Genomic DNA, 14,462 nt, shown 5'->3' with positions numbered 1-14,462 from the left:
CATCAGCCAGATCACCTACGAACCCGACGGCCAAGTCAACGGCTGGAACTGGGGCAACAACCAGCAGAGCGAACGCTTCCACGACCTTGCAGGGCGGCCCGTGATCGTCAGCCTGGGCTTCGACCCAAACAGCCAACTGCTGAACAGCCGCTACTACGGCTACGACGCGGCCGGACGGCAGACCAGCGCGATCGACGACGTAGACCCCAAGCAAAACCAGCACCATGAGTATGACCCACTCGACCGGTTGACCTCCAGCCAGCGCGGCGAACCACAACTTAGCCGCATCGACTACAGCTACGATTTAAGCGGCAACCGCACAGAAAAAATAACAGACAGCACCACCCTGCACAGCTACAGCACCGACCCCAACAGCAACCGCCTGCACAGCCAGAGCGACGCACAAACCGTCAACTACAACTACGACCCGGCCGGCAACCTGACCAGCGACGGCAGCTTTAGCCACAGCTACAACGCCGCCGGACGGCGCACCGCCAGCACGAACACCGCAACCGGGCAAACCACCGGCTACGGCTACGACGCGCTCGGCCAGCGCATCACAAAAAACCTAAACGGCATCACCAGTCAATACTTCTACGACGAACAAGGCCACCTGATCGGCGAATACGACGCTTCAGGCCAACCGATCCAGGAAATCCTCTGGCTCGGCGAATTGCCGGTCGCGGTGCTGAAACCTATAACGCCCGCAAGCGCCACCACCGCAACCATCGACCTCTACTACATCCATGCCGATCATCTGGGCACGCCGAGAAAAATTATCCGGCCAGGAGACAACCGTGTAGTATGGAGCTGGGAATCCGAAGCCTTCGGCAACAGCTTGCCGGACCAAAACCCGTCCGGGCTTGGGAACTTCGTTTTCAACCTGCGCTTTCCGGGGCAATACTACGACCAAGAAACCGGACTGTTCTATAATTATTTCAGGGATTATGATCCAAAGACCGGTCGATATATCGAGAGTGATCCGATTGGCTTGGCGGGTGGCATTAATACTTACTCGTATGTCGGGGGGAACCCGATTAACTATACCGACCCGAAGGGGTTGTTTTGGGATTTTGTCGATTTTGTATTTTTCGCCCAAAGTGCCTATGAATATTACCAATGCCCGTCTAGCGACAATGCCATCAACCTGGGGCTGGATACAGTCGGGCTATTGCCGATTGTGCCCGCGTTAGGTGTCATCAAGAGGGCGGACGATGCTTTGGACGCTGCAAAAGCTGCAGAAAATCTAGCTGATTTTTCACAAAAACAGCTCGATAAGAAATTTAAACACGCAGCCGACTTTGGGGTTGACTCTACTAAAAAAAATCCATCAACGCTTGCTGAATATCAAAAGGCTTTAACAGATCACTTAACTGATGCAGCAACAACTCAACGAGGTACATACGGTTTCGTTAAAGATTCCAGCGTATTTTTTAACTCGAATACAAATAATGTTGTGGTGCTTGATAATGCAGGAAATTTTGTCACTGGGTTCAAGCTTTCTCCTGGGACTGCACAGTTCGAAAATTTTATGACGAATGGGGTGCTAAGATGAGTGTGACCGTATTAGCACTTGCAAAGTCGTTTGTCATGGAAAGGCTATCGGCTGAGGAATTCTCAAATGCATATATGGAAATATGGAAATTCGAAAGAGATTCTGAAATTCTGCTAAAAGATGATGCTAAATTAAGCGAGTGTTTATCTAGCATTTTTTGTCTTGCAGACTTATATAATCCAGAATCGGATAGGGATGAATATGAACTTGATGAAGAGCAACTTAGGCAAAAAGTTTCCAGCCTAATTGCAAATTTCACATCGCACGGCTGATATATCAACCGCGGAAAGAAAGACAGGGTCAGGTGTTCGCAGTAACAGTAATTTAGCTAACGGGTTCAGGTCTTGCACTAGCATTTATAATATTATTTCCTCTTCCTTTTAGGATACTATCGGATTTAGATCATTCATACGGATTACTCTGGTTTTTTATTCACCAACTTTACTATCAGCCGTATGCAGGGTTATTACAAGAGCCATTTTTTATACAGGATAGCGATATAGGTTTTTTTGTAGAAATACCAGGCCGTATTATCGCTCCTCTGGGTTATATAACAATCTTCTTTCTCTATAAACTAGTAAAGAAAAAAATCAATGGAGTCAGATTCTGAGGTTTCCCCACGAATTACTCTCTCCAATTTTCCAAAATATCCGACTAATAGCGTCCGCACCAGCTCTAAATAATTATCCGACAGTACTAAAGGTAGAATAGACAGCAGGTGATATACCCGAACGAACTGCCTGCAGGCTAATGGGTGACCCCTTTTACGCAAAGTTATCGCGACCGGTGTTACGCGCAAGTCGCTATGTTTGGGTAAAGGTTATAGGGGCAAGATGAGAGGAAACCTGTAGGTTTAATTAAAATTAGATGAAGATCGGAATAATTTTAGGAAGGGGGTAGGAATAGAAAAATTTATAAACAAGAGCAAGTCGGTCGAGTGCGGTAAATGTCAATATAACTGTCGCCAAAAGTTTTTCAGATTAATGAACAGTATCGGTCGAGATGCCGTTCGGTTTATCGGGGTTTAAGCAGACTACCGCCTGCCAATCCCAATTGCGGGTATCCTGGCTCCAACGCGTCGGATTTTTCGTCTTGGCGGCCTTATAGACAGCTTCACGCTGGATCAAGATTGCCCGATCAATGCCCACATGGCGTTGCGCCGGCGTAACAAATTGAATGCCGCTATGGCGATGCTCATGGTTGTACCAATGCACGAACGTTGCCACCCAAGTCCTTGCCGCAGTCAAGTCCGCAAACGGTTGGGATGCGCCCGACTGGGGAGCGTATTTGAGCGTTTTAAACAACGCTTCCGAATAAGGGTTGTCATTGCTGACGCCAGGGCGGCTACGCGATGGCGCTACGCCCAGTTTCTGCAAGGTGGACAGCAAGGTCGCGCCCTTCATCGGGCTGCCGTTATCCGAATGCAGCACCAGTTGGCCGGGCGTAATGCCTTCACGCAGACAAATATCCAGCATGACAGCGGCCGCCTGCCGGCTGCTTTCCTCCGCGTAAACCTGCCAGCCGACAATTTTGCGGCTGAAAATGTCCATAAACAGGTAGAGATAAATGAACTGCCCTTTAACCCGTGTCGCCAAGTAGGTAATGTCCCAACTATAGACTTGGTTGGGGCCATCGGCGGTTAACGCTTTCGGCTTGCTGCGCGGGTTCGCCGCACGGCCGGCATGGCGGTGCTTGAGCTGGTCCGCTACCCTCAAAACCCGATAGAAGCTGGATTCGGAGGCGATATAGTCGCCGCGCTCGGCCAGCATAGGCACGATCTGATGGGGCGTCCGGTTTTTAAATTCTTCGGAATTGGCCACTGCCAATAGGGTGTCCCGCTCTTCATCCGTCAGCTTGTTGCCCGGCGTGAACTGGCGTTGCGTCCGGCCATCGGGCTTTAAGGTGGCCGGTTGCCGCCAGCGCTGTAAGGTGCGCAGCCGTAGTCTCCTATCACGTTGGCCGTTTGGGTTCTGCGCGCGCCGTTAGTAACAGCGTCATCAAAATAGTCCAGCAATTGTTGGCGTTCTGCGAGGGCAATCATCATTCCTTTTCCTCCCAGAACGCTTGGCACTTTTTTTGTAGCACCAGTAAAGCTGCAGCTTCCGCCAGGGCTTTCTCCTTGCGGTTGAGTTCCTTCTTGACTTGGTTGAGCTCGATCCGCAAGGACTTGTCTGTTGTGGGGCTGGGGCTTGAGTTGCTGTTAATAAAAGCTTGTTTCCAGGCATCAAGGTGATGCGGAAAAATGCCTTGCTCGCGGCAAAATGCATTCAAATGTTCGCCTTCTAAACCGGCGCTTTGCATGAGCGCTTCGAGGCGTTGTTTTGGCGTCCAATCGCCTGGGCGCTGAGGGATTGAGCTTGGCGGCATAGCAGGTTGGGATTTCCGTAACCACTCTTTGAGAGTGAATAGGTTTATGTTTAGTTCATCGGCAATGTACTGTATCGTTTTGTCGCCGTGTTGCAAGGTTTTTTCTATGGCCTGGTCTTTGAATTCCTGGTTGTATCGAATTGCCATGTGGGTTGCCTCTTTTTTGAGTTGAGGCGACAACTATCCTGACACGGGGGGAACCTTGTATAGCCCATATTTCGCATAAAGCTACTGACTCGGGAAACGACCGAGGCCGATCCCACGATCTTTGACCTTGTGCCGCTTCATCAGGTGCTTTCGCAGACATTCTTCTGCATGCGTCTTCACCTTTTCCAGTACACCTTTGCTTGGCATATTTGTTTAGCAATGTCTTAATCCCTTGGTGTTTGAGTGACCGGCTTATTTGACCTTACCGCGAGCTTCACTGAGGATTCTTTAAATTCGGTGCTATATCCATTTTCAACACACTTTCTAATTTCAGATTATTTTATTGTGCGGCCGGCTTAGTGCAACCGCTTCAGTAATCCGAAAGTCATATTTACGTACACCTAACTATATGGAATGTACAAACAATAATAAATAACCGCACTGTTACTAAGCCTACAGAGCATAACAAAATGTTTGAAACACAACGACATTCACCCTTAACTGCAATAAAAATAATTAATATACTTCAATAACATAAACTCGTTTTTCGCGATTGGCACAGCCATTGCTTTACCCCTAATGTCATTAACAACAACGTCCTAATAAGAGGAGAAGATCATGGCATTACGTCAATGTGCAATATACGGTAAAGGTGGAATCGGTAAGTCTACTACAACTCAAAACCTGGTTTCTGCGTTGGCAGAATTAGGCAACAAAGTAATGATCGTCGGCTGCGACCCCAAAGCTGACTCTACCCGTTTAATCCTTCATGCAAAAGCCCAAACTACTATTATGAGCTTGGCTGCCGAAGCGGGCAGCGTCGAAGATTTAGAACTCGAAGATGTATTAAAAGTCGGTTACGGCGGCATCAAATGCGTTGAATCAGGCGGTCCGGAGCCCGGCGTTGGTTGTGCGGGTCGCGGTGTAATTACAGCGATTAACTTCCTTGAAGAAGAAGGTGCTTATGACGATGAACTTGACTTCGTTTTTTATGATGTACTTGGGGATGTTGTGTGTGGTGGTTTTGCCATGCCAATCCGTGAAAACAAGGCGCAAGAAATTTACATCGTCTGCTCGGGCGAAATGATGGCGATGTATGCGGCTAATAACATTGCTAAAGGTATTGTGAAATACGCTAACTCAGGCAGTGTGCGTTTGGCCGGTTTGATTTGTAACTCACGCGAAACTGCACGTGAAGACGAATTGATCTCCGCTTTGGCTGCAAAAATCGGCACCACCATGATTCACTTCGTACCGCGTGACAACGTTGTACAACGCGCTGAAATTCGCCGTATGACGGTTATCGAATACGAACCACAAGCCAAACAAGCTGACGAATACCGTCAATTGGCTATGAAAATTCGCGATAACAAGAACTTCATTATCCCTACTCCAATCACGATGGATGAGCTGGAAGAATTGATGATGGAATTCGGTATTATCGATCAAGAAGACGAATCAATTATTGGTGTAACTGCGGCCGCTGAAGCAACCGCTTAATAATTGATAACCGTAGAGACGCGATTTATCGCGTCTCTGACTGTAGATACGCGATACGCGATAAATCAGACGCGAAAATCAGACGCGATAAATCGCGTCTCTACGGATTCCCATCCTAAAACCTGTCTGTTGGGGGATTACCCACGGCATAGTAGGAGACACTCATGGCAGCTCTAACAAAAGAAGAGACCGAAGCGCTTATTCAAGAAGTGCTTGAAGTCTATCCCGAACAAGCAAGGAAAGATCGCGCTAAGCATTTGGCGGTTAACGATCAATCCCTGGAAAAATCGAATAAATGCATTACTTCAAACCGTAAATCCCAGCCCGGCGTAATGACCATTCGCGGTTGCGCTTACGCAGGTTCCAAGGGTGTGGTTTGGGGACCTATTAAAGATATGATCCATATCTCGCACGGCCCTGTCGGCTGCGGACAGTATTCTCGCGCCGGCCGCCGTAACTATTATGTCGGCACTACCGGCGTTAATACCTTCGGCACAATGAACTTCACATCCGATTTTACTGAAAAAGACATCGTTTTCGGCGGCGATAAAAAGCTGGCCAAAATCATGACTGAAATCGAGGAACTGTTTCCATTAAACAAAGGCATCAGTATTCAATCGGAATGCCCGATCGGTTTGATCGGCGACGATATTGAAGCGGTCGCCAAAAAAGCCAACAAAGAAATCGGCAAGCCAGTGGTGCCGGTTCGTTGCGAAGGTTTCCGCGGCGTGTCTCAATCGTTAGGTCATCACATTGCTAACGATGCGATTCGGGACTGGGTATTGGAAAATCGCGACGGCGATGACAGCTTTGCTACCACGCCTTACGATGTTGCCGTAATCGGCGACTATAACATCGGCGGCGATGCCTGGGCATCTCGTACTTTGCTGGAAGAAATGGGCTTGCGCGTAGTAGCTCAATGGTCCGGCGACGGCACGATTGCGGAAATGGAACTTACGCCTAAGGTGAAATTGAATTTGATCCATTGCTACCGTTCAATGAACTACATTGCACGGCACATGGAAGAAAAATACAAAATCCCCTGGATCGAGTACAACTTCTTCGGTCCTACCAAAATTGCCGAATCGTTACGCAAGATTGCTGCGTTATTTGATGAAACGATTCAAGCCGGCGCTGAAAAAGTTATCGCCAAATACCAAGCTGAATACGATGCGGTTATCGCCAAATACAAACCACGCCTACAAGGTAAACGCGTGATGCTGTATGTCGGCGGTTTGCGTCCGCGTCATGTGATCGGCGCCTATGAAGACTTGGGCATGGAAGTGGTCGGTACCGGTTATGAATTCGGTCACAACGATGACTATGACCGTACGATCAAGGAAATGGGCAATGCGACGTTGATTTACGACGACGTAACCGGCTATGAGTTTGAGGAGTTCGTTAAGAAAGTCCAACCTGATTTGATCGGTTCCGGCATCAAGGAAAAGTACATTTTCCAAAAGATGGGTATTCCGTTCCGTCAAATGCACTCTTGGGATTATTCAGGCCCTTATCACGGCTATGACGGCTTTGCCATCTTTGCCCGCGATATGGACATGACGCTGAACAACCCTTGCTGGAAACAAGTGAAAGCACCTTGGAAAACAGCTGAGAGTTCAAACGTAGCAGTCGCTGCAAGCGCTTAATTTTAAAGTAACTACTTAATGGAACGCAGATGACGCGGATGATTATGATGTCCGCAGATCATTTTAAAACGGCGATCAAATGACGTCTTTAGGATCATTCAAAAAATCTTATTTAATCATAATGATCTGCGTCATCAGCGTTCCATCTTTCTAACTGCTGAGTAGTTACTACTAAAGTAGAGTGCGCACACTTTACCGTTCCTTCAACCGTCGTCCACAGATTAGTGGCGCGTAGGAGATTATCATGAGTCAAGAAGTCGAAAACATACAACCGAGTTATCCTTTATTCCGTAACGATGAATACAAGGAAAGCCTCGCCAATAAACGTGAAGCTTACGAAGAGCGCCATCCTCAGGAAAAAATTGACGAAGTGTTTCAGTGGTCAACCACCAAGGAATACCAAGAAATCAATTTCAACCGCGAAGCATTAACGGTAAACCCGGCTAAAGCCTGCCAACCTTTAGGCGCTGTGCTTTGTGCGCTGGGCTTTGAAAAGACCATGCCTTATGTTCATGGTTCGCAAGGTTGCGTCGCCTATTTCCGTACCTATTTTAACCGTCATTTTAAAGAGCCTGTTGCCTGCGTATCTGATTCCATGACGGAAGATGCAGCGGTATTCGGTGGTCAAAAGAACATGATGGCCGGTTTGGAAAATGCCAAAGCTTTATACAAACCCGACATCATCGCCGTGTCTACCACCTGTATGGCTGAAGTTATCGGCGACGACTTAAACGCGTTCATCAATAACGCTAAAAATGCCGGACATATCGAACAGGATTACCCGACACCTTTTGCCCATACCCCAAGCTTTGTCGGTAGCCATACCACCGGCTGGGACAATATGTTCGAAGGCATGATTAAGTATTTCACCTTGAACCACATGGACGACAAGAAAGTTGGTTCCAACGGCAAGATCAACCTGGTTCCGGGCTTTGAAACCTACCTGGGCAACTTTCGCGTCATGCACCGCATGATGAAGGAAATGGGCGTTGATTACACCTTAATGAGCGATCCTTCCGAAGTCTTGGATACGCCAGCCGACGGTACTTTCCGTATGTATGCCGGCGGCACGACCCAAGCTGAACTGAAAGATTCGCCTAATGCAATCGATACTCTGTTGTTGCAACCCTGGCAGCTGGAAAAAACCAAAAAGTTTGTGCAAACCATTTGGCATCAACCCGCTACAGCCGTCAATATTCCGATGGGCCTGGAATGGACCGACGAGTTCCTGATGAAAGTCTCCGAACTGACCGGCAAACCGATTCCTGCTTCTTTGGAACTTGAGCGCGGCCGCCTGGTTGACATGATGACCGACTCGCACGCCTGGCTGCACGGCAAAAAGTTCTCTTTATACGGCGATGCCGATTTCGTGATGGGTATGACCAAGTTCCTGTTGGAAGTAGGCGCTGAACCGACTGACGTATTATGCAACCATGCCAACAAACGTTGGAAAAAAGCCATGGATAAAATATGCAAAGATTCGCCTTACGGACAAAAAACCGAGGTTCATATCGGCAGGGATTTATGGCATTTCCGTTCATTGGTGTTCACTAACAAACCGGACTTCATGATCGGCAATTCTTACGGCAAGTTCATCCAACGCGATACTTTCTACAAAGGCGAAGAGTTTGAAGTGCCGTTAATCCGCATCGGTTTCCCAATCTTTGACAGACATCACCTGCACAGAATGACAACGCTAGGTTATGAAGGTGCTATTTACATGCTGACAACCCTGGTTAATGCCGTACTGGAACAGTTGGATAAAGAAACCAAAGGTATGGGTACAACTGACTATAACTACGATTTGATTCGTTAATCCCCCCTGCCCCCCTTTTACAAAGGGGGGTTGGTTTTCCTCCCTTCGAAAAAGGGGGGAACAATTGTTATCCCGCCTTAAAAAGGGAGAGCAATTTTTATCCCCCTTTAAATTTAAAGGGGGAACAGTTTTTTATCCCCCCCTTTGTAAAAGGGGGGTTAGGGGGGATTTATGCCTAGTGTCATGTTAAAGAAAAATGCAGAGGGCAAATTAGTCTTCTACGTACCCAAGAAAGATTTGGAAGAAGTGGCGGAATCCGTTGAATTCGACAGCTCCGATAAATGGGGCGGCGAAGTTTTGCTTAGCGACGGTTCAAAATATTATTTCGAGCCGCTGGACGCACAACCGGATTTCCCTGTCACCTTGCGCGCGAAACGTTTAGATTAGGAGAATAATCATGGCCTTATATATTGTTGAAGCGGATTGTATTTCATGCGGCGACTGCGAACCGGTATGCCCAACCATGTCAATCACCGAAGGTGCCGTTGTTTTTAAAATCGACAAAAAAACCTGCACCGAATGCGAAGGGGATTTTGACGTGCCTCAATGCGTCAAAGTATGCCCGATCGACAACTGCATATTGCCTTTAGAGGCATAAGCAAATGAACAGCCAGGCTTCGCTATCAAGAGAACTGGCTTTACGTATCGGGCTGGCCGCTCGCGCCTTGCCCGATACCGATGCCAAACGCCTGCTTTCAGTATTGACTGATTGCATAGGCCTTCCTATCACCGAAGAAAAAATTGTCGGCATTGATCTTAATATCCTTAAAACCGCTAAAGCCGGCGAGTTTATCGATGTCGATGAACCTCTGCTGACTCATGCTTTGAGCATTCTTAAATCCGGCCTTAATGTCCCTAAACAACAAGCTTATGTTGACGGCGATATGCCCGGCTCAGTCCGCATCGCTTGCGCCAGCAACGACGGCATCAACGTTGACGGCCATTTCGGCTCTTGCAGCCAATTCATGGTTTATCAGGTTTCAGGCGATGAAGCCCGGTTAATCGACGTGCGCAATACCGATATTCCTGACGATCTTGAAGTCGACGATAAGAACGTATTTAGGGCCGAATTGATCCAGGATTGCCAAGTGCTTTATGTCGCCTCGATCGGCGGCCCTGCGGCGGCAAAAATCGTCAAACTGGGCATTCATCCAATGAAGCTGCCCGCCACTGAGGCTATTGCCGACATCATCGGCCAGTTACAAACCGTGATTGCCGGAACGCCTCCACCTTGGCTTGCGAAAGTCATGGGTATTGATGCAAGCGATCGCTTCAGGTTTGAAAGAGAGGAGGCAACAGGATGATTAGCACCGAACAAATAAGCTCCGTCATGGCAAAAATAGAAGCGATGGGACTGAGCGATGACACCGTTTCCGAACTGAGACAGCAATTTCAGCCCATCCATTTTACTTACTGCATGGATGACGATCTACCCAATAACACGCCGGTCATTGAGCATAAAGATTTTAACATTTATTTAATTGACGGCCGGGAACACTGCTTGTGCCTGACCAGTGATTATGATGTTGCAACCGGCATTGTCGTTGCAGAAATCATCCCTGACTAAGCGGAACTCTCCATGTCCGGCCATGAAAGCCCTGTCAGCGTTCCCTTTGCCGATTGCAGTTTATGTCCTTTCCGCGGCAAAACCCTACTGATGGGACGTTGCATGCCCGGCGACACCTGCGTATTTGTGGAAAGCGGCCGGCAGATCGACCGCTTTTTTCGAGTTAATCCAGGTTTTGCCGAGCAATACCTGCACGACCGATTTTGGGAACGGCGCGCGATTGCGGTTCGTTACGCATCGCAAAAATCGCTTGCCGACCTGATCGATGACGAAGATGAAGTAGTCAGGCGCGCGGTCGCCTATCGGATACCGCCTGCTCAACTGCATCTGTTAATCGACGATGCCGACCGGGAAGTGCGCATGACCGTCGCCGACCGCCTGCCACCTGAAGAACTGGAAAAGATGGCTGGCGACAAAGACTACATCGTCAGATTGACAATAGCCAAAAGACTGCCGAAAGGCCGCCTGTTCCGCTTCATTCGCGACGAAGACCTGCAAGTACGGAAAATCGTGGCCGAACGTTTGCCTGAAGTCAGCCTTGGCTTGATGGCCGATGACTGTGCGCCTGAAGTCCGGCGCATCGTCGCTGAACGCATGAACCCGGATGACGCCGTGATCATGCTGAACGATGCCGATTGGGTCGTGCGTTACACCGCTGCCCAGCGTGTTGCGCCCGAGGCATTGGTCTGTCTGCTTGATGATCCCGAACCCGATGTCAAGGCGGCGGCGCGGGAGCGATTAAATTTACTTTCTCATGAGACACATGGGAGCGAGGAAACGGGAACAGCGTATGACTGATCAACACCTTCAACTCGATGGGCAACAGCTGGCAAAAATCTGTAAACACACCCTGCCCGACCAAGACGACGAATTACTACTGTCCAAACTTCAAGCGCTGAATCCCTGCTATCCGATTCGCTTGGCCAAAACCGGCGAAGAATGGTACCGGCTTGGCGGCATTGTCGATATGGACGGTAAACGCATTGCCAATAATTTGATCGAATGGACCGAGAGGACCTACATCGAATGCGGCAAAAACCTGCAAACCTTGATCGATCATGCACGGGAACAAAAATTCATCGCCACCCGGCAAATCGGCAACACTTTATATTTTGTTATCCAAACCGGCACTAAAGCGGAACAATTCATCCAGATCGACATTGATAAAACCCATGAAATGTCGGATCGGTTACTTGTTAATGGCGACTATCCGCCGGAGGATCTGGAAGAATTTATTGATCCACTGGACCCGGAATGCATAGAAACATTCTGTATTGGAACGTCACGTTATTCTTATCGACGTAAAACTGACGTGTCGATTTTCATGGACGAAATCAATAAATACCATGTCAGCGAGCATCCGGTACAACGTTTTATGGACGACTGGAACCGGAGCAGCGCCCAGCAAAAAGCAGTGCTTTCTGACGACTGGATTGTCCGGCCTTTCCGGCATACCGGGCGTTTCGGCGAGCAAATAATCAACGTTGAGCTGATTAATACCCAGCAAAAAAACGTGCCGCAACTGGAAGATATTAGCGGTAAAAAAGGCACACCGTTGCATAACCTGCTGACCCGTTTCGACCGTCAAGCCGGTTACCCGTTTGCCTGGTTCTTCTATATGGTCAAAGGCAAACTGGTTTCGCCGAACTGCGGCGTGGCGGTTTATAAAGATATTAGCGGAGATTTTTCTTATTTGCCCGAACGCGATGTCGCGGTACTTAAAGACTGGATTGACACGCCTTATAGCGTGTAGCGAATACTAAGTTTTCGTAATTACTTTATTGAAATAGAACACGGATGGCACGGATTAGACGGATTTACACGGATTTTTTATCTGTGTTAATCAGCCCAATCCGTGTCGTCCGTGTTAATGGGCGATGAGTAGTTACAAATTTCCAACTGCTTTGTAATGCAGTAATTTTCAACAAAAGGAGTAAACATAATGTCAATTGCACAAATAAAAGCCTTCTCTGAACTGGCAAAAACAGATAACGAATTAAAAGAGAAACTGTTAGCCGTACAAAAAATCAGAGAACTGATTGCATTAGGCAAAGAATATAATTTCGAACTGGATGAAGTGGAACTTTATCCACCCAATGAGCCGCAATTCGTTGAAGAACAGCTTTCAGAAAAAATGGCTAAGGCGTTGTTGCGGGTTTAATCCATAACGCATGGCAGACCTTCCAGGTTTTCAAAACCTGGAAGGTCTAACGGCAACATTCCGAACGAAATGAAACGATCTTTTAAGCACGACTACTTGTCCTCAAGCACACAATCTCGGCAAATTTGCCGCCATGACGGATGATTCTGCAAAATCTCTAATGCCGATTCCAGCAACGTAATGCCCGGTTCTTTCCTATGCCAAGTCGATGCGCCGGACGGATGCGGCAACGGAATCGCTTCGGTGCGATGATCGTGAAAAGTGACCGGATGAAGCTTACCGATCACCTCGTCTAATTTCTTGACCGGCATCAATTGCGCTATCGCCAGCTTGCCGACCGGCAAAATCAAATCGGGCTTAAGCAAATCGACTTCCGCTTGCAGCCAGCCTGCGCAATTATCGATTTCAACCGGATTCGGCACGCGATCACCGCCTTTCGGATTTTTACCCGGAAAACAGCGACACACCGCAGCCATGTAGACTTGCTGCCGAAAACTCCGTTCATCAATCCCGATGCGCTCGAACCATTTGAACATCGTTTTACCTGCCGTCCAGGCAAACGGTTTACCGAAACCGCCCTCCTTATCGCCGGGCGCCTGACCGATCAGCAAAATCTTTGAGAGTACCGGGCTCCCGCTCACAACAGGCCCGATCATTTCCGGGCATTTGCTGCAATTGAATAATGCAGTGCGGTGAACCCACATCAGTTGTTCTTGTACAGACATCGGCTTAAAGATCAATCTCGATGCCGACCGGACAATGATCCGATCCGTGAATCTCCGGCAGAATAAAGGCCTGTTTGACTTTGTCGACAATCGTTTCACTGGTCAACACGTAATCGATCCGCCAGCCGATGTTCTTGGCTCGAGCTCCGGCGCGAAAACTCCACCAACTGTAAGCGACGGTATCGGGATGGAAATGCCGGAAGGTGTCGACCAGTCCGGCGTCGAGAAAACGGCTGAAACCGTCGATTTCGACCTGAGTATAACCGGACGATTTATTGTAGTTCGGCTTCGGGCGGGCAATATCGATTTCCCGGTGCGCGACATTAAAATCGCCGCAAGCGATCAGCGGCTTTTTATTTTGTAATTGCTGACAATACTCCAAAAATTCGCGATCCCAAGTTTGGCGGTAATCCAATCGCGCCAACGCTTCTCCGGAATTGGGCACATAGACATCAAGCAGGAAAAATTTCTCGAACTCGGCGACGATCACTCGGCCTTCCGAATCATGCTCAGCAATGCCAATATCGCAGATGATTTGCAGCGGCTCTTTTCTGGACAGGATAGTAACGCCGGAATAGCCCTTGCGTTCGGCACAGTTGGAATAAACCCGGTAACCGTCGATTCCCTCCAGTGCCTTGTCGATCTGATCGGCCTGGGCCTTGGTTTCCTGCAACAGAATGCAGTCGGCATCAAGCAGCGCGAGCGTTTCGGCAAAGCCTTTGCTTTGCACCGCGCGAACGCCGTTGACATTCCAGGAAATGATTTTCATGTGATGGTTCCTTCTGATAGGTTAGAAGTTGAGATTTTAATGATAGATATTTAATAGCTTGTTTTTAATTGCCGCTTCATCCGCGAACGATGGGCTTCCTTTGTCAGCCCATCCTATAAGGGAACCGCTAATAATTGCTTTTTTCATGCCACTTACCTTTGTAAGTTGTTGAAACCAACATACGTCAACTTTTCAAAATTGAATTATTA

Annotated in this window: 14 protein-coding genes and 1 pseudogene; 12 read left to right on the top strand and 3 right to left on the bottom strand. The window is 48.3% G+C overall.

Going from position 1 to position 14,462, the window contains the following annotated elements:
- Positions 1 to 1,555, top strand: a 1,555-nt coding sequence (locus EPO18_RS19270) for an RHS repeat-associated core domain-containing protein (protein ID WP_292436276.1), incomplete at its 5' end; no start/stop codon positions are given.
- Positions 1,552 to 1,827 carry a colicin immunity domain-containing protein gene (locus tag EPO18_RS19265; RefSeq protein ID WP_292436274.1) on the top strand — a complete coding sequence of 92 codons (276 nt, stop codon included), beginning with the start codon at positions 1,552 to 1,554 and terminating at the stop codon, positions 1,825 to 1,827. The genes EPO18_RS19270 and EPO18_RS19265, both read left to right, overlap by 4 nt.
- A gap of 708 nt (positions 1,828 to 2,535) precedes the next feature.
- Here the strand turns inward: EPO18_RS19265 and EPO18_RS20850 are convergent.
- Positions 2,536 to 4,069: pseudogene (locus EPO18_RS20850) on the bottom strand (IS3 family transposase).
- Between the two features lie 618 nt (positions 4,070 to 4,687).
- On the opposite strand from EPO18_RS20850, the gene nifH reads away from it, so the two are divergent.
- The 10 genes from nifH (at position 4,688) to EPO18_RS19200 (ending at position 12,759) form a co-directional block, all read left to right on the top strand.
- Complete coding sequence (gene nifH / locus EPO18_RS19245; RefSeq protein ID WP_104425158.1) at positions 4,688 to 5,569, top strand: nitrogenase iron protein; 882 nt, start codon at positions 4,688 to 4,690, stop codon at positions 5,567 to 5,569.
- A 164-nt stretch (positions 5,570 to 5,733) separates the two neighbouring features.
- Positions 5,734 to 7,215, top strand: a complete 1,482-nt coding sequence (nifD, locus tag EPO18_RS19240; RefSeq protein ID WP_292436260.1) for a nitrogenase molybdenum-iron protein alpha chain — start codon at positions 5,734 to 5,736, stop codon at positions 7,213 to 7,215.
- A 244-nt stretch (positions 7,216 to 7,459) separates the two neighbouring features.
- A complete protein-coding gene (gene nifK, locus EPO18_RS19235; protein ID WP_292436258.1) occupies positions 7,460 to 9,031 on the top strand; it encodes a nitrogenase molybdenum-iron protein subunit beta in 1,572 nt (523 codons plus the stop codon).
- A 171-nt stretch (positions 9,032 to 9,202) separates the two neighbouring features.
- On the top strand, positions 9,203 to 9,418 hold the full coding sequence (nifT, locus tag EPO18_RS19230) for a putative nitrogen fixation protein NifT (protein ID WP_292436256.1): 216 nt from the start codon (positions 9,203 to 9,205) through the stop codon (positions 9,416 to 9,418).
- A 10-nt stretch (positions 9,419 to 9,428) separates the two neighbouring features.
- A complete protein-coding gene (locus tag EPO18_RS19225) occupies positions 9,429 to 9,629 on the top strand; it encodes a 4Fe-4S binding protein (protein WP_292436255.1) in 201 nt (66 codons plus the stop codon).
- Between the two features lie 4 nt (positions 9,630 to 9,633).
- Complete coding sequence (gene nifX, locus EPO18_RS19220) at positions 9,634 to 10,335, top strand: nitrogen fixation protein NifX (RefSeq protein WP_292436253.1); 702 nt, start codon at positions 9,634 to 9,636, stop codon at positions 10,333 to 10,335.
- Complete coding sequence (locus tag EPO18_RS19215; RefSeq protein WP_292436251.1) at positions 10,332 to 10,598, top strand: DUF6129 family protein; 267 nt, start codon at positions 10,332 to 10,334, stop codon at positions 10,596 to 10,598. The genes nifX and EPO18_RS19215 overlap by 4 nt, the downstream gene beginning before the upstream one ends.
- A 12-nt stretch (positions 10,599 to 10,610) precedes the next feature.
- Positions 10,611 to 11,396 (top strand): 4Fe4S-binding leucine-rich repeat protein, encoded by a 786-nt coding sequence (locus tag EPO18_RS19210; protein ID WP_292436250.1) that lies wholly within the window; start codon positions 10,611 to 10,613, stop codon positions 11,394 to 11,396.
- Positions 11,389 to 12,351, top strand: coding sequence for a hypothetical protein (locus EPO18_RS19205; RefSeq protein WP_292436248.1), 963 nt, complete (start codon positions 11,389 to 11,391; stop codon positions 12,349 to 12,351). The genes EPO18_RS19210 and EPO18_RS19205 overlap by 8 nt, the downstream gene beginning before the upstream one ends.
- A gap of 189 nt (positions 12,352 to 12,540) precedes the next feature.
- The gene (locus EPO18_RS19200) at positions 12,541 to 12,759 is read left to right on the top strand and encodes a Nif11-like leader peptide family natural product precursor (RefSeq protein WP_292436247.1); all 219 of its coding nucleotides are present in this window, start codon (positions 12,541 to 12,543) and stop codon (positions 12,757 to 12,759) included.
- A gap of 92 nt (positions 12,760 to 12,851) precedes the next feature.
- Here EPO18_RS19200 and EPO18_RS19195 read toward each other — a convergent pair whose 3' ends face one another.
- Together EPO18_RS19195 and EPO18_RS19190 are read right to left on the bottom strand one after the other, a co-directional pair.
- Positions 12,852 to 13,484, bottom strand: coding sequence for a uracil-DNA glycosylase family protein (locus tag EPO18_RS19195; protein WP_292436244.1), 633 nt, complete (start codon positions 13,482 to 13,484; stop codon positions 12,852 to 12,854).
- Positions 13,485 to 13,488: 4 nt separating this feature from the next.
- Positions 13,489 to 14,253 (bottom strand): exodeoxyribonuclease III, encoded by a 765-nt coding sequence (locus EPO18_RS19190; protein ID WP_292436242.1) that lies wholly within the window; start codon positions 14,251 to 14,253, stop codon positions 13,489 to 13,491.
- Positions 14,254 to 14,462 lie beyond the last annotated feature (209 nt).

Origin of the sequence: Methylobacter sp. (assembly GCF_004322395.1) — a bacterium.
Classification (GTDB): Bacteria; Pseudomonadota; Gammaproteobacteria; order Methylococcales; family Methylomonadaceae; genus Methylobacter_A.
Note: the sequence above shows the minus strand (reverse complement) of the source record. Positions and strands in the feature narration are given on the sequence as shown.